Raw genomic sequence first — 24098 nt, 5'->3', positions numbered from 1 at the left:
GTCCCGGCATCACCTGGATCACCGTCTGGTCCGAGTGTCCGGATCGGTCAGTCGACGGAGCCGAAGACGACGTTGGTCAGCACGCGAACCCCCATGTCCAGGGCGCGCTCGTCGAGGACGAAGTCCGGCTGGTGCAGGTCGTACTGGCGGCCCTCGCCGGACCACACACCCAGTCGCGCCATGGCGCCGGGCGCCTCCTCGAGGTACCAGGAGAAGTCCTCGCCGCCGCCGGACTGCGGGGTGTCGACGACCCCGTCGGGCGAGACGGCCCGCGCGGCCGCGGCGAGACGGGTGGCGGCCAGGCGGTCGTTGATCACCGGCGGCACGCCGCGGGTGTAGTTGACCTCGTGCTTGATCCGGAGCGGCGCCAGCAACTCGCCGATGATCTCGCGGACCAGCGGCTCCAACGACTCCCAGATGTGGTGCTCGCCGGTGCGCACGGTGCCGTGCAGCGCGCCGATCTGCGGGATGGCGTTGGGCGCGGAGCCGGCGTTCGCGGCGCCCCACACCATGATCGTGCCGGAACGCGGGTCGATGCGCCGTGACAGCACGCCCGGCAGGCCGGTGATGACGGTGCCGAGGCCGTAGATCAGGTCGCTGGTCAGGTGCGGTCGCGAGGTGTGGCCGCCCGGCGAGTGCAGGATGACCTCGATGTGGTCGGCGGCGGAGGTGATCGCTCCGGACCGCACGCCGATCTTCCCCACCTCGATCCGCGGATCGCAGTGCAGCGCGTAGATCCGGGAGACGCCGGCCATGACCTCGTCGCGTACCGCGGACAGCGCGCCGCCCGGCATGACCTCCTCGGCCGGCTGGAAGATCAGCCGCACCCCGACGGGCAGGCCGGGGCCGGCGTCGAGCTCGGCCAGCGCGAGTGCGGCACCCAGCAGGATCGTGGTGTGCGCGTCGTGCCCGCACGCGTGCGAAACACCGGGGTTGGTCGACTGGAAGTCCAGGCCGGTGGCCTCGTGGATGGGCAGCGCGTCCATGTCGGCACGCAGCGCGACTCGCGGTCCCGTCGACGGCCCCAGGTCGCACACGAGGCCCGTCGTCGACAGGCGCCGCGGGTGCAGCCCGGCGGCGGTGAGGGTCTCGAAGACGGCGTTCGTGGTTCGCTTCTCCCGCCAGGAGAGCTCGGGGTGCGCGTGCAGGTCGCGGCGGAACTCGCGCAGCCAACCACCCTTGCGCTGCAACCACTCGTCGACGTGTGCCTCCGCCGTACTGCCGCTCACCGTCCGCCTCCCTCACTGCCACCGCCGCGCGCGGCCCTGGTCACCAGCCGCGCCCGCTCATCCTCGTCCTCTGCGACCGCCGCGAACGCGGCGGCCAGGGCCAGCGCACCGTCGCGCACGGCCCGATCGGCGGATTCGGAGGCGGCAGCGGCCGTGAACTCCGGCTGATGGGTCACGGCCCCGTCGGTCTCCAGGCCGATCAGCGGATGGATCGACGGTACAGCGTGACTCACATTGCCCATGTCGGTACTCCCCAGCGGCACGAGTCGCTCGTACTCCGGGGCCACCGGCGATCGACCGATCGCGACGGCCGCCGCGCGGTAGGCGGCGGCGAGCGCGTCGTCGCTCCGGAGCTCGGTGTACGCCGGCGAGACCTCTGCGACGGTGTGCGTGCATCCCGTCGCGAGTGCGCCCGCCGCGAAGCAGTCCTCGGCGCGCGCGGCCAGCCGGCCCAGCGATTCCGCGTCGTCGGCGCGCAGGTAGTAGAGCAGTTCCGCTGCGGCCGGCACGACGTTCGGCGCCGTCCCGCCCTCGCTGACGATGCCGTGCAGCTGCTGCCCCGGCTCGAGGTGTTGCCGGAGCAGGCCGAGGGCGACCTGCGCGACGGTCGCCGCATCGCCGGCGTTGCGGCCGGCCCACGGGGCGGCGGAAGCGTGCGCCTCGCGGCCCGCGAACCGGATCCTCAGGTCCGCGAGCGCCAGGGTGCGGGTCCGCACCACGTCGAACGGCGCCGGATGCACCATGCCCGCGCAGGCGACACCGTCGAACGCCCCGCGCTGCAGCATGAGTACCTTGCCGCCCCCCGACTCCTCGGCCGGGGTCCCGTACACCTCGACGGTGAGCCCCAGGTCGTCCGCGATGGACGCGAGCGCGATGCCGGCGCCGAGCCCGGCCGCGGCGATGATGTTGTGACCGCACGCGTGCCCGATGCCGGGGAGCGCGTCGTACTCGGCGAACACCGCGACGCGCAGCGGCCCGGTCCCGGACCGACCGACGAACGCCGTCTCGAGGTCGGCGATACCGCGCTCGACGGCGAAGCCGTTCCCCGCGAGGGCTTCGGCGAGCAGCGCCGACGCGAACCGCTCCTCGAACGCGAGCTCGGGCCGGGCGTGCACCTCGTGGCTGATCGAGACCAGGTCACTGTCCACGCGGTCGACGGTTCCGGTGAGCGCCTCCAGGACGGAGGTGACGCGCCCGGTCACGGTCAGCCGAACTTGACTTCGGTGGTCGCGACGGCGAGGTCCGCGATGAGCGGCGCGTGCAGGTCGTTCTTGATCTTGTTCAGCGTGGGTCCGTCGGCGGCCGCGTTGGCGGCGGCACGGGCGGCCGCGGCGGGGAGCAGCTCCGCCTCGGAGGTCGCGGCCTGCACGATGCCCGCGGCCACGGCATCGCCGCCGCCGTAGCGGCGTCCGGTCGTCATGGCCTCGATCGCGGTCTGGTACGGCAGGCGTGAGCGCAGCAGCGTCGCCATGCCCTGCGTGAAGCCCATCTTCAGACTCACCTCGGGCAGGCAGAAGAACCCGCGGTCGTCGCGCATGACCGCGAAGTCGCAGGAGAGCGCCAGCATGGCGCCGGCACCGAAGGCGTGGCCGTTCACGGCCGCGACGGTCGTCATCGGGAAGGTCAGCAGTCGGCTGAAGACCGTGTGCACGCGGTCCAGGTACGCGGGCAGTTCGCCGACGTTCGCGAGGATGTACATCACATCGAGACCGTTGGAGAAGAACTTGCCGGTGGCGGTCACGACCAGCGCCGCCGGCGCGCCGGCGGCCTGCGCCTCGATCTCGTCGAGCCGGGCGTGCACGGCCTCCACCCAGTCCGGCGAGAATCGGTTCTCGGGGTTGGACTCCGAGAGCTCGACCCCCTCGTCCCCGAGGTAGAGCGTGAAGACGTCGTCGGTCCGCGTCACGTAAGGCATGGCGATCACGATAGCGGCTAGCATCGACAGGCATGGCGCCACGTGACCTCGGCATCGACGATCCGTCCGCAGCGGCCCGTGAGGCCGCCGATCGACTCATCACGGCGACCGGGGGTGAACGCTTCGACGTCGCCGTCGTCCTGGGCTCGGGCTGGGCCCCCGCAGCGGAGGCCCTCGCGGCCCGCGGGGCCGAGGCGGGGTCCGTCCCCATGGCGGAGCTGCCCCACTTCGCGCCGCCCAGCGCGGCCGGCCACAAGGGCACGGCGATCGCGCTGGTGGTCGGCGGCAAGCGCGTGCTGGTCCTGCTCGGCCGCACCCACGCGTACGAGGGCCACGACCTGTCCCGGGTGGTGCATCCGGTGCGTACCGCGTGCGCGGCGGGCGCATCGACGGTGATCCTCACCAACGCCGCGGGCGGCCTGCGGCAGGGCATGAGAGTCGGTGAACCCGTCCTGATCTCCGATCACCTGAACCTCACGGCGCGGTCCCCGCTGGTGGGCGCCCAGTTCGTCAACCTCGTGGACGCGTACTCCCCCGAGCTGCGCGGCCTCGCGCAGAAGGTCGACCCGTCGCTGAACGAGGGCGTCTACGCCGGTCTGCCCGGGCCCCACTACGAGACCCCCGCGGAGATCCGCATGCTGCGCACCCTCGGCGCCGACCTGGTGGGCATGTCGACGGTGCACGAGACCATCGCCGCCCGCGCGGAGGACGCCGCGGTGCTGGGCATCTCGCTCGTGACCAACCTGGCCGCGGGCATCACCGGGGAGCCGCTCAACCACGAGGAGGTCCTCGAGGCGGGACGGGAGGCGGCCGCGCGGATGGGCGGCCTGCTCGCCGACGTGATCGAGGCGATGTAGATGGGCGCCGAACTGGCCGAGCAGGCCCTCGCCTGGATCGACGCCGACCCCGACCCCGCCACCCGCGCCGAGCTCGACGCCCTCGACGGCGACGCGCTGGCCGAGCGCTTCGCCGCCCCACTGTCGTTCGGGACCGCGGGCCTGCGCGGACCGGTGCGCGGCGGACCGTCGGGCATGAACGTGGCGGTCGTGACCCGCGCGACCTGGGCCCTCGGCGAATGGCTGAAAGGCAGGTGCCTGGGCGGTGGCACGGTCGTGGTCGGGCGCGACGCCCGGCGCGGCTCCGAGGCCTTCTTCGCCGCAGCCACCGAGGTGCTCGCGGCGCAGGGATTCGCGGTCGTCGCGCTGCCCGAGCCCGGCCCCACCCCGTGGGTGGCGTTCGCGACGCGGGCGCTCGGCGCGGTCGCCGGGGTGCAGATCACCGCCTCGCACAATCCGCCCGCCGACAACGGCTACAAGGTCTACCTCGACGGCGGCGCGCAACTGGTCTCCCCCGCCGATGCGGAGATCGAAGGGCTCATCCGCACGGCACCCGGCGCGAACACTGTTCCGCGCACTCCGGCCCCCGTCGACCCGCGAGCCGAAGAGGTCGTCGAGGCGTACTTGCGACGGGTGTCCGCGCTGCGCCCGGCCCCGGCGACGCCGCTGCGGATCGCCCTCACGCCGATGCACGGCGTCGGCGGCAAGGTCGCATTGGAGGCGCTGCGGCGCAGTGGTTTCCACGACGTGCACGTGGTCGAGGAGCAGTTCACCCCGGACGGCGAGTTCCCGACGGTGACCTTCCCCAACCCGGAGGAGCCCGGCGCGTCCGACCTGTTGCTCGCGCTCGCGGAGCGGATCGACGCCGACCTCGCAGTCGCGCTCGATCCGGACGCGGACCGGTGCGCCCTCGGCGCCCGGTTCCCCGACGGCTGGCGGATGCTCAGCGGCGACGAGTCGGGCTCGCTGCTGGGGGCGCACCTGCTCGACGAGCCGCTCGCGGGCGCACCGTCGGGCGGTGCCGGTCCCTTGGTCGCGACGACCATCGTCAGCTCCGAACTGCTCGGCGCGATCGCCGAGGCGCGCGGCGCGCGGTACGCGCGCACCCTGACCGGCTTCAAGAACCTCGTCCGCGCCGGGGACGGACTGGTCTTCGCCTACGAGGAGGCACTCGGCCTGTGCGTCGATCCGTCGACGGTGCGCGACAAGGACGGCATCTCCGCCGCGGTCGTCGCGGCCGCGTACGCGGCCTCACTGAAGGCCCGGGGTCGCGGCCTGCCCGACGCCATCGACGACCTCTACCGTCGGCACGGGGTGTATCTCACCGGCCAATACGCGCTCCGGGTCGAGGACGTCTCGCGGATCGCGGCGATCATGACCGCATTGCGCAGTGACCCGCCTGTTGAAGTTGCAAACACACGCGTGGACTGTGAGGATCTTCTGACGGCTCGCTCCGCGACGGACGCGCTGGTGTTCCGCGGCGACGGCGTCCGGGTCACCGTGCGTCCCTCCGGAACCGAGCCGAAGGCGAAGTTCTACCTGGAGGTGATCGAGCCCGTGACGGACCCGAACGATACGAGCACGGCATTCGAGGGTGCCCGGCAGCGACTCGCGGCGGTGACGGACACCGTCCGGGAATGGGCGGCCTTCGGGTGAGCCGCCCCGCACGCCCGGCCGATCCCGCTCGCGGCCGGGTCATCGCGGCGTCCGTGGTCGTGGGCGTGCTGATCGTGATCGCCGCGGCGGCGGGGGCGACCGCCTATGTCAGCGGCCAGCGGGAGTCCCGCGCGCCGGCGCCCGCGGCGGCCCCGGCACCCCCCGAACGATCCAGTGCCTCGGCGGCACCGTCGTCGTCCGCGGGGCCGGCGCCCGCCCCGTCGATCCCGGGCACGGACGCTCTGGGATTCCTCGGCACCACGGCTCGCTGCGCCGACGGCGACCGACCGACGATGATGGTGCTCACCGCCGCCTCGCAGGCCGTCGTGTGCGACCACGCGGGCGCGGCGTACTACGCGGGCTGGCGCACCGACACGGGCTCCGGCACCAGGGTCGACGGCGTCCTGCCCGCCGGGCCCGGCTGGGTGGTGCGTGCCCCCGACGCGACGATCAACATCACTCCGGCGGGCCTGGTGATCAGCGCCGCCAACGGCGAGTTCACCGAACCCGCAACGGGATTCTGGGCGGCACCCTGACCGGTCAGGTCCAGCGCGGACCGAACTGACGATCCCCGGCGTCGCCGAGGCCGGGAACGATATAGGCGTTCTCGTTCAGACCACGGTCGACGGTGGCGGTCACCAGCCGGACGGGGTGCCCGCACTCCTCCAGCGCGCGGACGCCCTCCGGGGCGGCGACGACGCACACCGCGGTGACATCGGTGGCGCCGCGCTGCGCGAGCAGGCCGAGGGTCTCGACCATCGATCCGCCGGTCGCGAGCATCGGGTCCAGCACGAACACGGGCCGATCCGTGAGGTCCGCCGGCAGCGACTCGAAGTAGGGCTCGGGGACGTGCGTCTCCTCGTTGCGGCCCATGCCGACGAAGCCCACCTGCGACTCGGGCAGCATCGCGTGCGCCTGGTCGACCATGCCCAGCCCGGCCCGCAGCACGGGCACGAGCAGCGGCGGAGCGGCGAGGGCGGCACCGTCGGTCACCTCGAGCGGGGTGGTCACCGGGGTCGCGGCGACGGGCGCCCCGCGCATGGCCTCGTAGACCAGCATCTGCGTGAGCTCCTTGAGCGCGGCGCGGAACGACGCGTTGTCGGTGGCCACCGCGCGCAAGGCGGTGAGCCGGACGGCGGCCAGGGGGTGGTCGACCACGGTGATCTGCATGCCGCCAGCGTATCGGGAACCGAGCGGGCCCCTGAGCCGTCCAATGATTGAGGGGGTATTGCGATGGAACCGTTCGAGATGACAGTGGGCGCGGTGACGGCGGCCGGCGGCGAACTGGGTGCCCTGGCCGCGGCGGTGTCCGCCACGGCGGGGGCCGGGGCGGCATCGGCGGCGGCGCTGACGCCGGTGTTCGGGGTGGTCGGGGGTGACTACCTGGTGGAGGTGCTCGGCGCGATCGGGTCGACCGACGCGGAGTTGGTACGGCTCGCCGCGTTCTACACGTCGGCGTCAGCGGGGGCGGCGCGCACGGCCGCGTCGGCGGTCGCGGTGGAGGCGAGCGGCGCGAGCTCGCTCCTCGGGCTGCTCGGCGGCGCGTCATGAGCGGCATCGTCACGGCGTTGGCGGCGCCGCTGCGGGCGCTGCTCGACGCGTTCGGCACCGGCGATCTGAACGCCTCGGGAATCGACGCCGCCATCAAGGCCGTCGAGGCGGAACTGGCGCGGGTCGGCGCGCAGACCACGTCGACGCGGGTCACCGTCGGGAACGCGTGGACGGGCGAGGACGCGACGTCCGCGCAGCGCACGATCGGCGACGGCGGCACCGTCGCGAGTGCGCTGTCGCAGCACACGGGCGCGCTCCGGCAGTCCGTGACCGTCGCGGCGGAGACGGTCCGCAAGGGACACACCGAGCTCAAGGCCATCCTCGACTCCTTCGTGAGCAAGGCCGAAGCCGCGAATCCCACGCTGCTCAATCCCACCGGGTTGATCGCCGTCCTCACGCTCGCCGCCGACCACCTGCAGCAGGCGCTCGACGTCCTGCGCCGGGTCCGCGGCGAGCTCGACGGCGAGTCCGGCACCGTCACCGCTCTGGCGGCCGCGACGCCGACGGCGCCCGGCACCGTCGACGGTGGTGCGGCCACGACGCCCGCCTCGACCTCGGCGTCGACGGTGCCGGCGAGCACCTCCCCGTCGGGCAGCGGCGGAGGGACGGGCTCCGGGACGGGCTCCGGCGGCGGGTCCGGATCCTCGCCCTTGAGCGGACTCGCCTCCGCGCTCACGGGCTCGGGTTCGGGCTCAGGGCGCGGTTCGGGTCGGGGCTCGGGCGGCGGGCGCGGCACAGGGGCGCGGACGGTGAGCGCCTCCCGCCGGTCGACGGCGACGGTGACCGCCGACGGCAAGGGCGGCTACGACGTGCGACTGCCGGACGGCACCGTGGTGAAGGCGCCCAACGCCAAGGCCGCGGCGGCCGTGCAGGCGGCCCTGACCCAGCTCGGCGTGCCCTACCAGTGGGGCGGAACGACACCCGGCGTGGGCCTGGACTGCAGCGGGTTCACCCAGTGGGCGTACCGGCAGGCCGGGATCGAGCTGCCGCGGCTCGCCGATCAGCAGGGCGTCGGCGCGTCGGTGAGCGCCTCGGACCTCCGTCCCGGCGACCTCGCCGTGTGGAGCGGCCACGTCGCGATGGTCATCGGCGACGGCCGCATGATCGAGGCGGGCGATCCCGTGCAGATCTCCTCGATCCGGACCGACAACATCGGCCAGCAGTTCCACGGATTCTTCCGCCCGACGGGGTAGCGATGAATGCAACCACCGTGTGGCTCAGCGCTACACCGTTCATCGCCGCGGCGTTGGCGCTGAGGGGCGTATGGCTGGCGACCCGGCTGAAGGAACGCTCGGAGCGTCGCGCGGAGTGGTGGCGGCGAAGGGCGTGGGCGGTGGAACGCACCGCCGACGAGGACGCCTACACCTCACGAATCGGCGCGGCGACGGTCGAGGCGCTCCTGACCTCGGATCCGGCGACGGCGACGGCGACCGAACGGGACGTCATCGAGGCGATCACGCTGGCGGACCTATCGCACGGGGAGGATACTGAGGGTGAGCCGGAACACGAGTGAGGACGCGTCCATGACGGAGAAGCAGCGCTGGGTGCACACCTCCGAGGGGCAGTTGAAGCTCGCGCAGATCGCCGCGAAGGCGGCGCTGCTGAACGGCCGCAAGCCCGACCCACGCGCGCTGAAGGTGCTGAGGAAGCACTCCGATCCTCTGGCCGACGCCGAACCGGCGTAGTGCACTACGCTGGGCGCCATGGCGTCTGACATCGTCCCGATCGAGCTCGGCCTCACCGACGGCCCGGTGTACACCCTGTGGGCACCGCGGTGGCGTGACGGGGAGGACGAATGGGAGGCCTTCCTGGGCCTCGACGAGGATCTGTACGGCTTCTCGACGGTGGCGGAGCTCGTCGCGTTCGTGCGTAGCGACAAGCCGAACGACCTCGACGACCACCCGGCGTGGGAGGCGCTCACCACGCTCCCCGCCGAGGCGTTCGTGCCGCGCGACGATCGCAGCTTCGACGTGATCTCCGTGCCCGAGCTGGCCGCCGAGGAGCCCACCCCCGAGGTGATCGCCGAGCTCGAGGACACCCTCGAGATCGTCGGCCTCATCGGCGAGGTGTGCGAGCTGATCGACGTCACCAAGTTCTTCAACGGCAACCCGGTACTGGGCACCGTGCGCATCGGCACCCGCAACTTCGAGGGCCGTGAGGGCGCGGAGATGTGGCACAAGGTGGGCCAGATCATCAGCCGCAAGTGGGATGACGTGATCGACGCGATCGAGGGCGTCGTGAGCGCCCCGAAGGTGTCCGCCACACTGACGGAGGCGGCAGAGGAGGAGCTCGCGGCCGCCGACGAGAAGGCCGCGACGCTCGCCGCCGACGCCGCGGACCTCGATGACGACCTGGACGACGTGCCCGGCCTCGACGATGACGACCTCGACGAGGACGATGCGGCGGACGACGAGGCCGTGGACGCCGTCGAGGACGACGAGGAGTTCGAGGAGGACGACTCGTTCTGGGGCCGGGTCGGCATCGACCCCATCAAGATCATCACCTCGACCGGTGAGTACTACACGCTGCGCTGCTACCTGGACGACAATCCGATCTTCTTGGGCCGCAAGGGCAAGATCTTCGTCTTCGACTCCGAGGGTGCGCTGGCCCGGTACCTCGCGGACGACAACGACACCGATCTGTCCACCGTGTCCACGTACCAGGAGGTGCAGGTCGCGGCCACCGACGGTGCGCTGGAGGTCGAGGTGTACGACGACAACGTCTACGTGCTCCCCGGCATCGGCGAGGACATCGCCGACGGCCCGCGCCGGATCGACCGCGACCAGCTGGACCTCGCGGTCGAGCTGCTGCTGGATTCCGCCGACTTCGCCGACGACGCGTCGGTGCGGGATGCGCTGCGCCCCACCACCCCGCTCGGCTTCTTCGTCTCCTACGCGCTCGACCCCCAGCCGCGCCGGCTGGCACCGTCGGGCCCGTTCGACAACGAGGTGGAGGCCTGGCGGGCCCTCGAGCACGACTTCGAGGACCGCCTCACCGCCAAGTGACTCGGCGACTCAGCCGATCAGCACGGCGAAGCCGGGCTTGATCGTCTCGTCGATGATCGCCAGCCGCTCGTCGAACGGCAGGAACGCCGACTTCATGGCATTGATCGTGAAGCGCTGCAGATCGGCCCACCCGTAGCCGAAGGTCTCCACCAGCTTGAGCATCTCCTTGCTCATGGTGGTGTCGCTCATCAGCCGGTTGTCCGTGTTCACCGTGACGCGGAAGCGCAGCTGCGCCAGTAGGTCGAAGGGGTGCTGATCGAGCGACGCGACGGCCCCCGTCTGGACGTTGGAGCTCGGGCACATCTCCAACGGAATACGGGCGTCGCGCACGCGCGCGGCCACCCGTCCGAGTCGCGCGCCGGAGAAATCGGTGGTGCCGGGCTCCACACCGCTGATGTCGTCGACGATGCGCACGCCGTGGCCCAGTCGGTCGCAGCCGCAGAAGGCCAACGCCTCGTGGATGGACGGCAGCCCGAAGGCCTCCCCCGCGTGAATGGTGAAGGGCGCCGAGTGGTCTCGCATGTACTCGAAGGCGTCCAGGTGCCTGCTGGGCGGGAACCCGGCCTCCGCACCCGCGATGTCGAAGCCGACGGCGCCGCGGTCGCGCCAGCGCACCGTCAGCTCCGCGATCTCCCGCGACCGTGCCGCGTGCCGCATGGCGGTCACCAGGCAGCGCACGATGATCGGACGCCCTGCGGTGCGCGCCGCGGACTCGCCGGAGGCGAAGCCGGCGAGCACGGCCTCCATCACCTCGTCGAGCGAGAGCCCGCGCTGCAGGTGCTGCTCGGGCGCGAATCGCACCTCCGCGTAGACGACCCCGTCGGCGGCCAGGTCCTCGGCACACTCGCGTGCGACCCGGGCCAGAGCCTCGGGCGTCTGCATCACGCCGACCGTGTGCTCGAAGGTCTCGAGGTACTTCACGAGCGAACCGGAGTCCGCGGCGTCGCGGAACCACGCGGCGAGTTCGGGTTCGGTGGTGGCCGGCAGGTTCGCGTAGCCGGTCTCCGCGGCCAGCTCGAGGACGGTGGCGGGGCGCAGCCCGCCGTCGAGGTGGTCGTGCAGGAGCACCTTCGGTGCGCGCTTGACGGAGGCCAGGTCGATGGGGGTGGGTCCAACGGGATTCGCCATAGGGCAACGCTACCGGCTACCCGCCCGTAACACCTGCCGACGCTAGCGCTCCGTGAGATAGGTCAGGATCGCGCGGACCCGGCGGTTCCCCTCCTCGGGCGGCAGGTCGAGCTTGGCGAAGATGTTGGCCACGTGTTTGGCCACCGCCGCGTCCGAGACCACCAGGGCCGCAGCGATTTCGGAGTTGCTCCGCCCCTCCGCCATCAGCGCCAGCACCTCCCCCTCCCGGGGCGTGAGCCGGTCGAGCACCGTCGGAGTGAAGAGCCTGGACACGACCTCCGGGTCGACCACCACGCCCCCGGACGCGACGGTGTCGAGCGCGCGCAGGAAGTCGTCGACGCGCCCGACCCGCTCCTTGAGCAGGTAGCCCACGCCGCCGCCGGAGTCGAGGAGGCGGCGCGCGTACGCGGCGGCCACGTACTGCGAGAGCACCAGCACGGGCAGACCCGCCCTTGCCGCCCGCAGCTCGAGCGCGGCCCGCAGGCCGTCGTCGCCGTGGCCCGGCGGCATCCGCACGTCCGTCACCACCAGGTCGACGGTGCCCGGATCCACCGCCCGGAGCGCGTCGGCGTCGCCGAGCAGCCCGACCACCTCGTGGCCGGCCCGTTCGACGATCCGCTGCAACCCCTCCGCCAGGAGGACCGAGTCTTCGGCGATCACGATCCGCACTACTTCCAGCCGCCTTCCGTCCGCCCGTGCCCTCTCCTCGGCGATCACGATGCGCATCACTCCCACGCCGCCCTCAGACCCCCCAGGCGACCTCTCCTCGGCTCCCACGATCTGCAGCCCGGAGCAGGTTACGACACGGCCGTAGCCCAGTAGAGCGTGGTGGGTCCTCCGGGCGGACTGAGCACCGTCAGGGTCGCGCCGATCGCCTCGGCCCGCTCGATGAGCCCCGCCAGGCCGGTCCCGCGCGCGGGGTCGGCGCCGCCGGCACCGTCGTCCATGACGGTCATCGAGACGCCCAGCACACCCGCCGCGAAGGTGATCCGGACCTGCCGCGCGCCGCCGTGCTTGATGGCATTGGTCACGGCCTCGCTGGCGGTGTAGTACATCGCCTGCTCGATCTCGGCGGGCAACCTGCGGCCGGGCTCCCACCCCTCGCCGGCGTGCACGTCCACCCGGATCGCCCCGCCGAGCTCGGTGCACGCGGCCTCGACCCCGGCATCGTCGAGCACCTGCGGGTGCACGCCGCGGACCGTGTCCCGCAGGCCCGCCATGGCGCGCTCGAGCCGCGCCTGCGCCTCCGCGACCTGCGCCCGCACCTCCTCGGACGATTCCGTGGGCAGGCTCTGCTGCAGCTCGCCGAGCTGCAGCGACAGGCTCGCCAGGTCCTGCTGCGGACCGTCGTGCAGGTTCCGCTCGATACGGCGGCGCTCACCCTCGAAGGAGTCCACCAGCACGCCCCGCGAGGTCTCCAGCGCGTCCACGCGGCGCTGCAACTCCTCCTCGGTGGGGCCGAGCAACAGGCGTGCGGTGGCCACCTGCGCCACGGAGACGGCGTAGGTGATGTACAGCCCGACCGCGCAGATCACCAGGCCGACGACCGCCCACACCGTCTGGCTGATCACTCCGTCGATCGGGGCGCCCATGACGTTGACATCAGGGGTGAACAGCGGCCCGAGCACCAGGCCCAGGCCCACCATCCAAGCGACCGCGGCGCCGAGGAAGACGATCGGCGTGAGCACCGCCAGAAGGAGGGAGTACGCGACCTCCCGCCACGTCGCCCGCTCCCCGATCCGGGCGCCCGCGCGGGTCGACAGGTTCCCGGTCACGGGCGGATGGGGATCGCCGATCGCCGGCGCGTCGAGCCAGGTGACGCGCAGCCGCTCCACCTTCGCCAGCCCGTAGGACCATGCCGGCGCGAGAGGCAGCAGCACGATCACGACGTAGAGGAAGAAGACCACCCAGCCGACGAACATCGACACGGTGAAGTAGGCGAGGCCGCGCCACGGGGCGGACGTGGCGAGGAAGCGGAGCGGTTCGCGCAGCGGGGCGGCGAGCGCGCCGTGCTCGCGCTGCGCCGGGGACGGGGTCACGGTTGCGATCATGCCGTAGACGCTAGGGCCGCGGCCCCGCCGAGTCCCGGGCGCGAGCGGGAGGATCCGGGGTGGTGCCAGCACTACCTCCGCCGGTCCGATCCCGCGTAAGCTGCGCACCAATGAATATATTATCTATGCGCCTGGGTGGCTTCTTCGCCCCGCACCGCACCAGCGGCGTGTTGCGCCCCGCACTGGTCAAGGCCGCGATCACCGCGACCACGGTCGTGGTGTGCTGCCTGCTGTTCGGCCCCAAACTCGGAGTCTTCGGGCTGCTCGGCGGCCTGGTGACCTTCTGGGAGACGGACCGCCCGCTGTGGCCACGGGTGCGCAACAGCCTGCTCATCACCGCGCTGGTGGTGGCGTCGCTCGCCTTCGGCGTGGCGATCGCGCCGGCGCGCTGGGCCTTCGTCCCCGGCGCCGTACTGATCGTGATCGTCTTCTCGATGCTCTACTCGACCTTCATGCTCGGCCGCGGCCCCTCACCGGTGCTGCCGATCTACGCGGGCGTGGTCGGCGCCTACTTCGGCGTCGACCAGCAGCTGGGGTGGCAGCTCGTCGGGCTCACCGCCTTCGCCGGGCTCCTGACGACCGTCCTGCTCCTGGTTCCCTTCCTCGTGGCGCCGCACGGACCGGAGGAACGCGCCACAGCCCGCGCCCGGTCCGCGGTCCGGGCGTACGCGGAGCTGCCCGACGATGCCCCCGCCACCGTCGCGCAGCTCTCCCGGAACGCCGCCTACGCGGCCATGAACGACGCCCTGGTGACGCTGCGCTCCGCCTGGCCCGCGACGCGCGGCGTCCGGCACCGCGCCCTGGGCGATGAGCTGTTCGTGGCGCAGCGCGAGCTGGTGACGGCCATGTTTCGGCGGCTCGGCAACGACGCACCGGTCCGCACGTCGGGGCCCGTCGGATCGCTCGTCCTGCGGCAACCCTCGTGGCGCTACCTCGCCGCGCATGCGCTGCACCCCGATTCGGTGCAGTGGTACACGACCTGGCGGATGGCGCTGGCGGCCGCGTTGGGTGGGGTCGCATCGCTGGCCGTGGGCATCGGCTACCCGTACTGGGGCATCCTCACGGCCGTCATCGTGCTCAATCAGTGGATGGACCGCCGTTCCGCGCTGCTGCGCGCCGCGCAGCGCACCGTCGGGACACTGCTCGGCGTGGGCGTCGTGTTCGCCGTCTCGGCGCTGCACCCGGGCCCGTGGGCGTCGGTCGCGGTGGTGTTGATCTGCATGACGGGCATGTACCTGGCGTTCCCGTTGAACTACGCGTGGGCGCTGGTCTGCATCACGCCGATGGCCTTGGTCCTCGTTCAGGCCGCCACGGGCGCCGGCACCGTGCGGATCACCTCCGACCGGTTCCTGGACACGCTGATCGGTGCGGCCGCAGCCCTGGTGGTCATGTGGGTCAGCTCGCTCGGGTTCCCGCGACGCCTGGCCCGCACCCAGTCGCGGCGGTCGGAGCGCGCCGTGATCGCCGTGGAGCACGCCAACGAGCGCGGCCGGCAGTTCGAGCCCGACGGCCAGCACGCTCGCGTGGCACTGATGTACGAGCTGACGCACCACGTCGCCGTGATCGAACGGGCCGTCATCGACGACCCGAAGCTGGCGGACCTGCGCGCGCCCGAGATGCGGCTGGCCGACCGCGGGTACGCGGCCCTCGGCCGGGCGTGGCTCGCGCCGGCCGAGGACGACGGGTCAGGGCAGCGCGAGCAGCCGTGAGGTGAGCGCGAAGGCGCGGTCACCGTCGAGATCGGCGAGCGAGACGCCGGCGAGCTCGGTCGCCTCCGACGCCGTCTGGTACCGGAAGTGGTATTCGGCCGCGGTGGCTGCGTCGGCGATCGCGATGCCGGCGCTCTCCGGGTTCTGGGGCGACGCCGACCCGCTGTTGCCGAAGTACGTGGCCATGAGCTCGCCGTAGGCCCCCGCCTCGGGCGCCCCGCCCGAGTTCGCCCCGAAGGGCGAGGAGACGTACCCCGGCTCGATCACGGACACCCGGACGCCGAACTCCGCGGCCACCGGCGCCAGCGACTGGAGGAATCCCTCGATGGCGAACTTCGAGCCCGCGTAGGCATCCAGGAACGGGTGCGCGACGACGCCGCCGACGGAGGTGACGGTCAGGATCGTGCCCGCGCCGCGCTCCCGCATACCCGGGAGTACCAGCTTGGTGAGCGCGACCGGAGCGATGTAGTTGATCTCGATCTGCCGGCGCACGTCCTCGACGGTGAGTTGCTCGGCGGTGCCGATCTTGCCACGCCCCGCATTGTTGATCAGGGTGCTGATCGGCCCCAACTCGCGCTCGATGTCCGCGAACACGACCGCGGCGGCGGCGTGATCGGAGACATCGAGGTGCCGGACCGCGATGTCAACCCCCGCCGCCGCAGCGACGGCCAGCAACTCGGTCTCGCTCCCCGGGCGCCGGACGATCCCGACCACGGTGTGGCCGCGGCGGGCGAGTTCGACGGCGGCGTGCAGCCCCATTCCGGAGGAGGTGCCGGTGACGACGGTGACGTTTCTGTTCTCAGTCATGCTCCACAGCAACCGGATCGGCCGATAATATATTTCCAGCTAGCCGTGGTGAGACCCTCGTCCGAGGAGTAGCGCGCCATCACGGCGCCGACCCCACCTCGAACAACCCGTCGCGCCGCCGCGGCGCGCACTACCCTGAGCGCCATGCGCATCGCGATCCTCGACGACTTCCAGGACGTCTCCCGCGAGTACGGAGACTTCTCCGGTCTCGACGTCACCGTGTTCACCGAGCCCCTGACGGACATCGCCGGCCAGTTGGCCGGGTTCGACGGGGTGGTCGCGATGCGGGAGCGGACCCGCTTCCCCGCGGAGGTGCTGCGCTCCCTGCCCGACCTGCGACTCCTGGTCTCGACGGGGCGGCGCAACGCCGCCATCGACCTCGCAGCCGCATCCGAGCTGGGAATCACTGTGTGCCACACCGGCTACCGTCCCGCCGCGGCCGCGGAACACACGTGGGCGCTGATCCTCGGTGCCCTACGGCACATCCCCACCGAGGACGCGAACATCCGGGCCGGGCGCTGGCAGAGCACCGTCGGGAAGGAGCTGCACGAGAGCACCATCGGCATCGTCGGGCTCGGCGGCCTGGGCCGCCGAGTGGCGCGGGTGGCGAACGCCTTCCGCGCGGACGTGATCGCCTGGTCGAGCAACATCGACGCCGACAAGGCGGCCGAGGTCGGGGCGACCGTCGTGAGCAAAGACGAACTCTTCGAGCGGTCGGACGTCGTCACGATCCACTACGTGCTCTCGGAGCGCTCGCGGGGCATCGTCGGCGCCGCCGATATCGCGCGGATGAAGCCGGGGGCGCTGCTCGTCAACACGTCGCGGTCGGGTGTGCTCGACACCCCGGCCGCGGCCGCCGCCGCGCGCCGGGGCGACATCAGGCTGGCACTCGACGTGTTCGACACCGAGCCCCTCCCGGCCGACGATCCGCTGCGGGACCTGCCGAACTCGGTGCTCACCGGGCACGTCGGCTACGTCACCGAGCAGCAGTACCGCGCCTTCTACGCCGACGCGGCCGAGGACGTCCGCGCGTATCTCGCCGGCGCCCCCGTCCGCGTCATGAATCCCTAGGCGGTCACCCGGTCCAGCACGAGCGAGCCGCGCGGCGCCGCGGACCCGCCGATGACGGCCGCGCCGTCCAGGGCGGCTTCCGCACCGTCGAACTTCTCCGGAGTGTCGGTGTGCAGGGTGAACAGCGGCTCGCCCGCGTGCACCTCGTCGCCGAGCCCGGCGTGCCAGGTGACGCCCGCGCCCGCCTGCACCGGCTCGCCCTGCCGCTCACGCCCCGCGCCGAGGCGCCAGGCCGCGATGCCGACGCCCATCGCGTCCAGTCCGGTCAGTACGCCGGACGCGGGCGCGGCGACGGTCCGCGTGTGGGCCGCGACGGGCAGCGGCGCGTCCGGGTCGCCGCCCTGTGCCGCGATCATCGCGCGCCAACTGTCCATCGCGCGACCGTTCGCCAGGTGCTCGGCCGGGTCGGCGTCGACGCCCGCCAGCGCGAGCATCTCCCGGGCGAGCGCCAGCGTCAGCTCCACCACGTCCGACGGTCCGCCGCCGGCCAGGACCTCGAGCGACTCGGCGACCTCGAGGCCGTTGCCCGCGGTGCGCCCGAGCGGCGTGGACATGTCGGTGAGCAGGGCGACGGTGTTCACGCCCGAGTCGTGGCCCAATGCGACCATCGTCTCCGCGAGCTCGCGCGCCTGCTCGCGCGTCTTCATGAACGCGCCCTTGCCGACCTTGACGTCGAGCACGAGCGAGGCAGTGCCCTCGGCGATCTTCTTGCTCATGATCGAGCTGGCGATCAGCGGGATCGCCTCGACGGTGCTGGTGACATCGCGCAGGGCGTAGAGCTTCTTATCCGCCGGGGCCAGGCCGGAGCCGGCGGCGCAGATCACGCCGCCGACCTTCTCGAGCTGGTCGAACATCTCCGCGTTGGACAGGTCCGCGCGCCAGCCCGGGATCGCCTCGAGCTTGTCGAGCGTGCCGCCGGTGTGGCCGAGGCCACGCCCCGACAGCTGCGGGACCGCGACCCCGTAGGACGCGACCAGCGGAGTGAGCGGAAGGGTGATCTTGTCGCCGACGCCGCCGGTGGAGTGCTTGTCGGTCGTCGCCAACGGGGCACCGTCGCGGCGCAGGCCCGAGAAGTCCATCCGCTCGCCGGTCCCGATCATCGCGGCGGTCCAGCGCGCGATCTCACGGCGGTCCATCCCGCGCAGGAAGACGGCCATCGCCAGTGCCGACATCTGGTAGTCGGCCACCACCCCCGTCGTGAACCCGTTGATCACCCAGTCGATCTGGCCGTCGGACAGCGCCTTTCCGTCGCGCTTGGCGGCGATGATGGAGACGGCGTCGTACACCTCGGTCATCGTGCTACCTCTTCCATGTCGTCGGGCCCGAAGGCGTCGGGCAGGAGCCGGCTCAGCGGCACCGGACCGGAGCGGTGATCGACGAGCAGGTCGCCGCCGCCGTGTTCGTGGAGCAGTTGGCGGCACCGGCCGCACGGGAGCAGGACGTCTCCGTTCGCATTGGCGCACGAGAAGGCGACGAGGCGTCCTCCGCCCGTCGTGTGGAGCGCGCCGACGAGTCCGCACTCGGCGCAGAGGGTCAGGCCGTATGAGACATTCTCCACATTGCAGCCGGTCACCACGCGCCCGTCGTCGACCAGTGCGGCCGCGCCGACGGGATAGTTCGAATAGGGCGCGTAGGCGTTGTCCATGGCCCTGACGGCGCTGCGCCGCAAGACCTCCCAGTCGATATCGGGCACTGCGTACCACTCCCTTCCGAGCCTTGTTGATCGCCTATCAATTACGGTCAGGCAAACCTAACTAAATCTGTTCGGCCCCAACGGATCGGGACCGTGGTTTCGATTCCACATTCCCGTGGGTTTAAGGTCAAGGCGTGGGTTCAGGTATACATCGCGACTGACGCCGGTGCGAGGGCTCGATACCCTCCGTCGACCGATCTCCCGTCGTATCCAACAACGATGTCGAAGGCAGGGCTCGATGAGCAGTACTACCGAGGTGGCGGCCGCCGAGGAGCCGCGCCGCGTCTCCCTCTACAAGGGCGATCCGGGCATGTTGAACTGGGTGCTGCACCGCATCAGCGGCGTCACCATCTTCTTCTTCCTGTTCGTCCACGTGCTCGACACCGCGGTGATCCGCGTCGACCCGACGGCCTACGACAAGGTCATCGAGACCTACAAGACCCCGATCATCGGCCTGCTCGAGATCGGGCTCGTCATGGCCATCCTGTTCCACGCCCTCAACGGCGTCCGGGTGATCCTCGTCGATTTCTGGAGCAAGGGTGTCCAGTATCAGAAGGCGATGTCCATCGTGGTGTGGACCGTCTTCCTGCTCACCGGCGCCGGAATGGCCGCGCGCCTGCTCTACATCATGATCTCGCACGGGTAGGGGCAACGACAGATGACTACAGCGAACGAACCCAAGCTCGCCAAGACTCTCATGAAGCAGTACGACCGCCCCGCATCCCTCGACGCGCCGCGCTCGCCGCACCGCCCCGCGGGCAACAACTTCGAGAAGTGGGCGTGGCTGTTCATGCGCTTCTCGGGCGTCGCCCTGCTCGTGCTCGTCTTCGGGCACGTCTTCATCATGCTGGCCATCGACAACGGCGTGCACCGCATCGACGCGGCCTTCGTCGCGAAGCGGTGGGCCAGCCCCTACTGGCAGGTCTGGGACATCACGATGCTGTGGCTCGCACAGCTGCACGGCGGCAACGGCCTCCGCGTGATCATCGACGACTACGCCCGCAAGGACCGCACCCGGTTCTGGCTCAAGACGCTGCTGGCTCTGTCGATGATCCTCGTGGTCGTCCTCGGCACCTACGCGCTGCTCACCTTCAATACGGCTACCAACTAGCGCGCGAGAGGACTCACCCGCATCATGCAGGAACATCGTTACGACGTGGTGATCATCGGTGCCGGCGGCGCCGGTATGCGCGCGGCCATCGAGGCCGGGCCCCGCGCCCGCACCGCGGTGCTCACCAAGCTCTACCCCACCCGCTCCCACACCGGCGCGGCGCAGGGCGGCATGTGCGCCTCCCTCGCCAACGTCGAGGAGGACAACTGGGAGTGGCACACCTTCGACACGGTCAAGGGCGGCGACTACATCGTCGACCAGGACGCCGCGGAGATCATGGCCAAGGAGGCCATCGACGCGGTGCTCGACCTGGAGAAGATGGGCCTGCCCTTCAACCGCACCCCGGAGGGCAAGATCGACCAGCGCCGCTTCGGCGGCCACACCCGCGACCACGGCAAGGCCCCCGTCCGCCGCGCCTGTTACGCCGCGGACCGCACCGGCCACATGATCCTGCAGACGCTGTACCAGAACTGCGTCAAGCACGACGTGGAGTTCTTCAACGAGTTCTACGTCCTCGACATCGCGCTGACGGAGACCGAGGACGGCCCCGTCGCCACCGGCGCCGTCGCGTACGAGCTCGCCACCGGCGAGCTGCACGTCTTCCACGCCAAGGCGATCATCTTCGCCACCGGCGGCTCGGGGCGCATGTACAAGACCACGTCGAACGCGCACACCCTGACCGGCGACGGCATGGGCATCGTCTTCCGCAAGGGCCTGCCCCTGGAGGACATGGAGTTCCACCAGTTCCATCCGACGGGCCTCGCGGGCCTGGGCATCCTCATCACCGAGGGCGTGCGCGGCGAGGGCGGCATCCTCCGCAACGCCGACGGTGAGCGGTTCATGGAGCGGTACGCCCCCACCATCAAGGACCTCGCGCCGCGCGACATCGTCGCCCGTTCGATGGTGCTCGAGGTGCTCGAGGGCCGCGGCGCCGGCCCGAACAAGGACTACGTCCTCCTGGATGTCACGCACATCCCGGAGGAGACCCTGATGGCCAAGCTGCCGGACATCATGGAGTTCTCGCGCACCTACCTCGGCGTCGACCCCGTCACCGAGCTGGTTCCCGTGTACCCCACCTGCCACTACGTGATGGGCGGCATCCCCACCAACATCCACGGTGAGGTGCTGCGCGACAACGAACACATCGTCCCCGGCCTCTACGCCGCAGGCGAGTGCGCGTGCGTGTCCGTGCACGGCGCCAACCGCCTGGGTACCAACTCGCTGCTCGACATCAACGTCTTCGGCCGCCGTTCCGGCATCGCCGCGGCGGAGTACGCCAAGACGCACGACTTCGTGCCGCTGCCCGAGAACCCGGCCGACATGGTCGAGAAGTGGGTCGCGTCGATGCTCAGCGACCACGGCAACGAGAACGTCATGGCGATCCGCACCGAGCTGCAGCAGACGATGGACAACAACGCCGCCGTCTTCCGCACCGAGAAGACCCTGACGCAGGCCCTCGAGGACGTGCGCGCCCTCAAGAAGCGGTACGAGCACGTCACCGTCACCGACAAGGGCACGCGGTTCAACAGCGACCTGCTCGAGGCCATCGAGCTGGGCTTCCTGCTCGAGCTGGCCGAGGTCACCGTCGTGGGCGCGCTGAACCGCAAGGAGACCCGCGGCGGCCATGCCCGCGAGGATTACCCGACGCGCGACGACGTGAACTTCATGGTGCACACCATGGCGTACAAGGAGGGCGAGGGCCTGGAGTCCGGGATCCGTCTCGACACCAAGCCCGTCGTGCAGACCCGCTACGAGCCGATGGAGCGTAAGTACTGATGACCGCCGCAGTCGACACCCCCGCCACCGTCCAGCCGCCGGTTCCGCCCGGCTCCACGATGGTCACGATCAAGGTCTACCGGTTCAACCCGGAGGATCCCGACGCGGCGGGCTGGCAGAGCTACCGGGTTCCCGCGCTCCCCTCGGACCGCTTCTTGAATCTGCTCCTCTACATCAAGGGCTACCTCGACGGAACCCTGACCTTCCGCCGCTCCTGCGCCCATGGCGTGTGCGGCTCCGACGCCATGCGCATCAACGGCGTCAACCGCCTCGCCTGCAAGATGCTGATGAAGGACTTCCTGCACGGCGACAAGGACGTGACCATCACGGTCGAACCGATCCGCGGCCTGCCCGTGGAGAAGGACCTCGTGGTCGACATGGAGCCCTTCTTCGACGCCTTCCGCGCCGTGAAGCCCTTCCTGGTGACCTCGGGCAACGAGCCGACCCGCGAGCGCATCCAGTCCCCCACGGACCGTGAGCGTTTCGACGACACCACCAAGTGCATCCTCTGCGCCTGCTGCACCACCAGCTGCCCGGTGTACTGGATGGACGGCTCGTACTTCGGCCCCGCGGCCATCGTCAACGCGCACCGCTTCATCTTCGACAGCCGCGACGAGGGCGCCGCCGAGCGCCTCGAGATCCTCAACGGCGTCGACGGTGTGTGGCGCTGCCGCACCACCTTCAACTGCACCGACGCGTGCCCCCGCGGCATCCAGGTGACGAAGGCCATCCAGGAGGTCAAGCGCGCCCTCCTGTTCAGCCGCTAGAACCCTTACTGCAGCCCGGAACGCCCCGGACCTCACCCGAGGTCCGGGGCGTTTCCCTTTCGACGAGAGGCGCCCCGTGCCCGCGAACCTGATCAGCACCCCGATCGACGACGGACTCCTGCGCGGCCACCTCGACCTCGAGGCGACGGCGCGCGGCCTCCTCCCGCACCGCCTACCCCCGGCGGCCCGCCGCCGTATCCCGGATGCGCGGCTCGCCTCCGCGGAGGCGCAGCCGTCCGGCGTGCGCCTGACCTTCCGGACCACCGCCACCGTCATCGAGCTCGAGACGCTGCCGACCAAACGCGCGTACGCCGGCCTCCCTCCCCTGCCCGACGGTGTCTACGACCTCGTCGTGGACGACCGCCTCGTCGCCAGCACGACGGTGCCGGGCGGGAACGTCGACACCGTCATCGACATGGTGACGCAGGAGGCCGAGCTCACCGAGGGCCCTTCCGGCACCGCGCGATTCGCGGATCTGCCCGCGGGCGAGAAGGACGTCGAGATCTGGTTGCCCCATAACGAGATCACCGAGCTGGTCGCGCTGCGGACGGACGCCGCGGTGCACCCGCAGCCGCGACGCGATCGCCTCTGGCTGCACCACGGCAGTTCGATCAGCCACGGCTCGGGCGCGATGCACCCGACGGGGACCTGGCCCGCGATCGCCGCCGCGGCAGGCGGGGTCGACCTGATCAACCTGGGGTTCGGCGGCAGCGCCGTCCTCGACCCGCTCGTCGCCCGCGCCATCCGCGACACCTCCGCCGACCTGATCAGCCTCAAGATCGGCATCAACCTCACCAACATGGACGTGATGCGCCTGCGCGCGTTCGTCCCCGCCGTGCACGGCTTCCTGGACACCATCCGCGACGGCCACCCGACCACGCCGCTGCTGCTCGTCTCGCCGATCCTGTGCCCGATCCAGGAGGACACCCCTGGACCGGTGATGCCCGTCCCGTCGGCCGCGGGCCTGCGGTTCGAGGCCACCGGCGACCCGGCGGAGATCCCGGCGGGAAGGCTGACGCTGAGCGTCATCCGCGACGCCCTCGGGCGCATTGCGGCCGACCGGGCCGGTGAGGACCCGCACCTGCACCTCCTCGACGGACGCGCCCTGTACAGCGCGGACGACTACGCCCGCCTCCCCCTCCCGGACGAACTCCATCCCGACGCCGCCACCCACGCCCTGATCGGAGCGCGATTCGGCGAGCTCGCCTTCGGAGAGGGCGGCGCCTTCCCGTCCTGACACCCGGCCCGTTCAGGCGCCGACGAGCCGGTTGGCGAAGGTCGAGACGGTGTAGACACCGACGCCGAACACGACCTCGAGCGCGTTTCGTGGCGTGAAGCCCGCGTCGAAGAACTCCTGGAGGTCCGCATCCGCCACCCGCCCGGCACCGTCGAACAGCCGCCCGACGAACGTGACCGTCGCCGCGACTGCCGCGTCGTCGGAGCGCATCCCGGCGGCGATATCGCGCACCACGTCCGTCCGGTCCATCCGGGCGAGCTCCGCCGAGTGGATCCGGACGCAGACCTCGCAACCGTTGCGATGGGCGACGGTGAGGATCACGGTCTCCCGTACCACGGGAGGCAGCGACGCCGCCTCGAACGCCGCGCTCGCCGCGAGGAAGCCGTTGAGCAGGGCCGGTGACTCCGCCTGCAGCGCGGCGGCGCGCGGCACTCCGCCGAACTTCGCGCGGATCGCCTCGAGGGCCGGGCGGGACTCGTGCGGTGCCGTGTCGACCGTGTGCATCGTGAATTCCATGATTACTCCCTTTTTAGACAACTTGGTTGACTATTGGCGT

General features: G+C 71.3%; 26 protein-coding genes. 15 read left to right on the top strand and 11 right to left on the bottom strand.

Annotated features, from left to right (window positions below):
- Positions 1 to 47: 47 nt before the first annotated feature.
- The 3 genes from ABZX10_RS15695 to ABZX10_RS15685 are packed head-to-tail and all read right to left on the bottom strand — an operon-like array spanning position 48 to position 3144.
- Complete coding sequence (locus ABZX10_RS15695; RefSeq protein ID WP_355541529.1) at positions 48 to 1190, bottom strand: amidohydrolase; 1143 nt, start codon at positions 1188 to 1190, stop codon at positions 48 to 50.
- 35 nt (positions 1191 to 1225) lie between these two features.
- Positions 1226 to 2407, bottom strand: coding sequence for an amidohydrolase (locus tag ABZX10_RS15690; RefSeq protein WP_355541526.1), 1182 nt, complete (start codon positions 2405 to 2407; stop codon positions 1226 to 1228).
- 26 nt (positions 2408 to 2433) lie between these two features.
- On the bottom strand, positions 2434 to 3144 hold the full coding sequence (locus ABZX10_RS15685; RefSeq protein WP_355541465.1) for an enoyl-CoA hydratase/isomerase family protein: 711 nt from the start codon (positions 3142 to 3144) through the stop codon (positions 2434 to 2436).
- A 53-nt stretch (positions 3145 to 3197) separates the two neighbouring features.
- Here ABZX10_RS15685 and ABZX10_RS15680 point away from each other — a divergent pair, with 53 nt between their 5' ends.
- Genes ABZX10_RS15680 through ABZX10_RS15670 form a run of 3 tightly spaced genes read left to right on the top strand, consistent with a single transcriptional unit; the run spans position 3198 to position 6172 of the window.
- Positions 3198 to 4001 carry a purine-nucleoside phosphorylase gene (locus tag ABZX10_RS15680; protein ID WP_355541523.1) on the top strand — a complete coding sequence of 268 codons (804 nt, stop codon included), beginning with the start codon at positions 3198 to 3200 and terminating at the stop codon, positions 3999 to 4001.
- Positions 4002 to 5636 carry a phospho-sugar mutase gene (locus ABZX10_RS15675; protein WP_355541462.1) on the top strand — a complete coding sequence of 545 codons (1635 nt, stop codon included), beginning with the start codon at positions 4002 to 4004 and terminating at the stop codon, positions 5634 to 5636.
- Positions 5633 to 6172 carry a hypothetical protein gene (locus ABZX10_RS15670; RefSeq protein WP_355541459.1) on the top strand — a complete coding sequence of 180 codons (540 nt, stop codon included), beginning with the start codon at positions 5633 to 5635 and terminating at the stop codon, positions 6170 to 6172. The genes ABZX10_RS15675 and ABZX10_RS15670 overlap by 4 nt, the downstream gene beginning before the upstream one ends.
- Before the next feature lie 4 nt (positions 6173 to 6176).
- Here ABZX10_RS15670 and upp read toward each other — a convergent pair whose 3' ends face one another.
- Positions 6177 to 6806: a uracil phosphoribosyltransferase gene (gene upp, locus ABZX10_RS15665; protein ID WP_355541456.1), complete on the bottom strand. Its 630-nt coding sequence runs from the start codon at positions 6804 to 6806 to the stop codon at positions 6177 to 6179.
- A 63-nt stretch (positions 6807 to 6869) separates the two neighbouring features.
- Here upp and ABZX10_RS15660 point away from each other — a divergent pair, with 63 nt between their 5' ends.
- Genes ABZX10_RS15660 through ABZX10_RS15640 form a run of 5 tightly spaced genes read left to right on the top strand, consistent with a single transcriptional unit; the run spans position 6870 to position 10192 of the window.
- Complete coding sequence (locus tag ABZX10_RS15660; RefSeq protein ID WP_355541453.1) at positions 6870 to 7187, top strand: hypothetical protein; 318 nt, start codon at positions 6870 to 6872, stop codon at positions 7185 to 7187.
- Positions 7184 to 8380 (top strand): C40 family peptidase, encoded by a 1197-nt coding sequence (locus ABZX10_RS15655; protein ID WP_355541450.1) that lies wholly within the window; start codon positions 7184 to 7186, stop codon positions 8378 to 8380. Before ABZX10_RS15660 ends, ABZX10_RS15655 begins: the two co-directional genes overlap by 4 nt.
- A gap of 2 nt (positions 8381 to 8382) precedes the next feature.
- A complete protein-coding gene (locus ABZX10_RS15650; protein WP_355541447.1) occupies positions 8383 to 8700 on the top strand; it encodes a hypothetical protein in 318 nt (105 codons plus the stop codon).
- Complete coding sequence (locus ABZX10_RS15645) at positions 8681 to 8872, top strand: hypothetical protein (RefSeq protein ID WP_355541444.1); 192 nt, start codon at positions 8681 to 8683, stop codon at positions 8870 to 8872. Before ABZX10_RS15650 ends, ABZX10_RS15645 begins: the two co-directional genes overlap by 20 nt.
- Positions 8873 to 8890: 18 nt before the next feature.
- Complete coding sequence (locus ABZX10_RS15640) at positions 8891 to 10192, top strand: primosomal protein (protein ID WP_355541441.1); 1302 nt, start codon at positions 8891 to 8893, stop codon at positions 10190 to 10192.
- Between the two features lie 9 nt (positions 10193 to 10201).
- On the opposite strand, the gene ABZX10_RS15635 is transcribed toward ABZX10_RS15640, so the two are convergent.
- The 3 genes from ABZX10_RS15635 to ABZX10_RS15625 form a co-directional block, all read right to left on the bottom strand.
- On the bottom strand, positions 10202 to 11320 hold the full coding sequence (locus ABZX10_RS15635) for an adenosine deaminase (protein WP_355541438.1): 1119 nt from the start codon (positions 11318 to 11320) through the stop codon (positions 10202 to 10204).
- A gap of 42 nt (positions 11321 to 11362) precedes the next feature.
- The gene (locus ABZX10_RS15630) at positions 11363 to 11989 is read right to left on the bottom strand and encodes a response regulator transcription factor (protein ID WP_355541520.1); all 627 of its coding nucleotides are present in this window, start codon (positions 11987 to 11989) and stop codon (positions 11363 to 11365) included.
- A gap of 128 nt (positions 11990 to 12117) precedes the next feature.
- Positions 12118 to 13371 carry a sensor histidine kinase gene (locus tag ABZX10_RS15625; protein ID WP_355541435.1) on the bottom strand — a complete coding sequence of 418 codons (1254 nt, stop codon included), beginning with the start codon at positions 13369 to 13371 and terminating at the stop codon, positions 12118 to 12120.
- Positions 13372 to 13481: 110 nt separating this feature from the next.
- Here ABZX10_RS15625 and ABZX10_RS15620 point away from each other — a divergent pair, with 110 nt between their 5' ends.
- Complete coding sequence (locus ABZX10_RS15620) at positions 13482 to 15080, top strand: FUSC family protein (protein ID WP_355541432.1); 1599 nt, start codon at positions 13482 to 13484, stop codon at positions 15078 to 15080.
- Here the strand turns inward: ABZX10_RS15620 and ABZX10_RS15615 are convergent.
- Positions 15057 to 15887, bottom strand: a complete 831-nt coding sequence (locus ABZX10_RS15615; RefSeq protein WP_355541429.1) for an SDR family NAD(P)-dependent oxidoreductase — start codon at positions 15885 to 15887, stop codon at positions 15057 to 15059. The genes ABZX10_RS15620 and ABZX10_RS15615 overlap by 24 nt on opposite strands.
- A 144-nt stretch (positions 15888 to 16031) precedes the next feature.
- Between ABZX10_RS15615 and ABZX10_RS15610 the strand changes: the two genes are divergently transcribed.
- The gene (locus tag ABZX10_RS15610; RefSeq protein ID WP_355541426.1) at positions 16032 to 16958 is read left to right on the top strand and encodes a D-2-hydroxyacid dehydrogenase family protein; all 927 of its coding nucleotides are present in this window, start codon (positions 16032 to 16034) and stop codon (positions 16956 to 16958) included.
- Here the strand turns inward: ABZX10_RS15610 and ABZX10_RS15605 are convergent.
- On the bottom strand, positions 16955 to 18253 hold the full coding sequence (locus ABZX10_RS15605; protein WP_355541423.1) for a thymidine phosphorylase: 1299 nt from the start codon (positions 18251 to 18253) through the stop codon (positions 16955 to 16957). The two genes, ABZX10_RS15610 and ABZX10_RS15605, sit on opposite strands and share 4 nt — an antisense overlap.
- On the bottom strand, positions 18250 to 18651 hold the full coding sequence (locus tag ABZX10_RS15600) for a cytidine deaminase (protein WP_355541420.1): 402 nt from the start codon (positions 18649 to 18651) through the stop codon (positions 18250 to 18252). The genes ABZX10_RS15605 and ABZX10_RS15600 overlap by 4 nt, the downstream gene beginning before the upstream one ends.
- 238 nt (positions 18652 to 18889) lie before the next feature.
- Between ABZX10_RS15600 and sdhC the strand changes: the two genes are divergently transcribed.
- The 5 genes from sdhC (at position 18890) to ABZX10_RS15575 (ending at position 23542) form a co-directional block, all read left to right on the top strand.
- Positions 18890 to 19297 (top strand): succinate dehydrogenase, cytochrome b556 subunit, encoded by a 408-nt coding sequence (sdhC, locus tag ABZX10_RS15595; RefSeq protein WP_355541417.1) that lies wholly within the window; start codon positions 18890 to 18892, stop codon positions 19295 to 19297.
- Positions 19298 to 19309: 12 nt separating this feature from the next.
- Complete coding sequence (locus ABZX10_RS15590; RefSeq protein ID WP_068743580.1) at positions 19310 to 19762, top strand: succinate dehydrogenase hydrophobic membrane anchor subunit; 453 nt, start codon at positions 19310 to 19312, stop codon at positions 19760 to 19762.
- 24 nt (positions 19763 to 19786) lie between these two features.
- The gene (gene sdhA, locus ABZX10_RS15585; RefSeq protein ID WP_355541413.1) at positions 19787 to 21538 is read left to right on the top strand and encodes a succinate dehydrogenase flavoprotein subunit; all 1752 of its coding nucleotides are present in this window, start codon (positions 19787 to 19789) and stop codon (positions 21536 to 21538) included.
- On the top strand, positions 21538 to 22305 hold the full coding sequence (locus ABZX10_RS15580) for a succinate dehydrogenase iron-sulfur subunit (RefSeq protein ID WP_355541410.1): 768 nt from the start codon (positions 21538 to 21540) through the stop codon (positions 22303 to 22305). Before sdhA ends, ABZX10_RS15580 begins: the two co-directional genes overlap by 1 nt.
- 76 nt (positions 22306 to 22381) lie before the next feature.
- A complete protein-coding gene (locus ABZX10_RS15575) occupies positions 22382 to 23542 on the top strand; it encodes an SGNH/GDSL hydrolase family protein (protein WP_355541407.1) in 1161 nt (386 codons plus the stop codon).
- Positions 23543 to 23554: 12 nt separating this feature from the next.
- Here ABZX10_RS15575 and ABZX10_RS15570 read toward each other — a convergent pair whose 3' ends face one another.
- Complete coding sequence (locus ABZX10_RS15570; protein ID WP_355541404.1) at positions 23555 to 24058, bottom strand: carboxymuconolactone decarboxylase family protein; 504 nt, start codon at positions 24056 to 24058, stop codon at positions 23555 to 23557.
- Positions 24059 to 24098 lie beyond the last annotated feature (40 nt).

Source organism: Tsukamurella sp. NPDC003166 (assembly GCF_040611135.1).
In the GTDB taxonomy this organism is placed as follows: Bacteria; Actinomycetota; Actinomycetes; order Mycobacteriales; family Mycobacteriaceae; genus Tsukamurella.
This window is presented reverse-complemented; position numbering and strand designations above follow the sequence as displayed.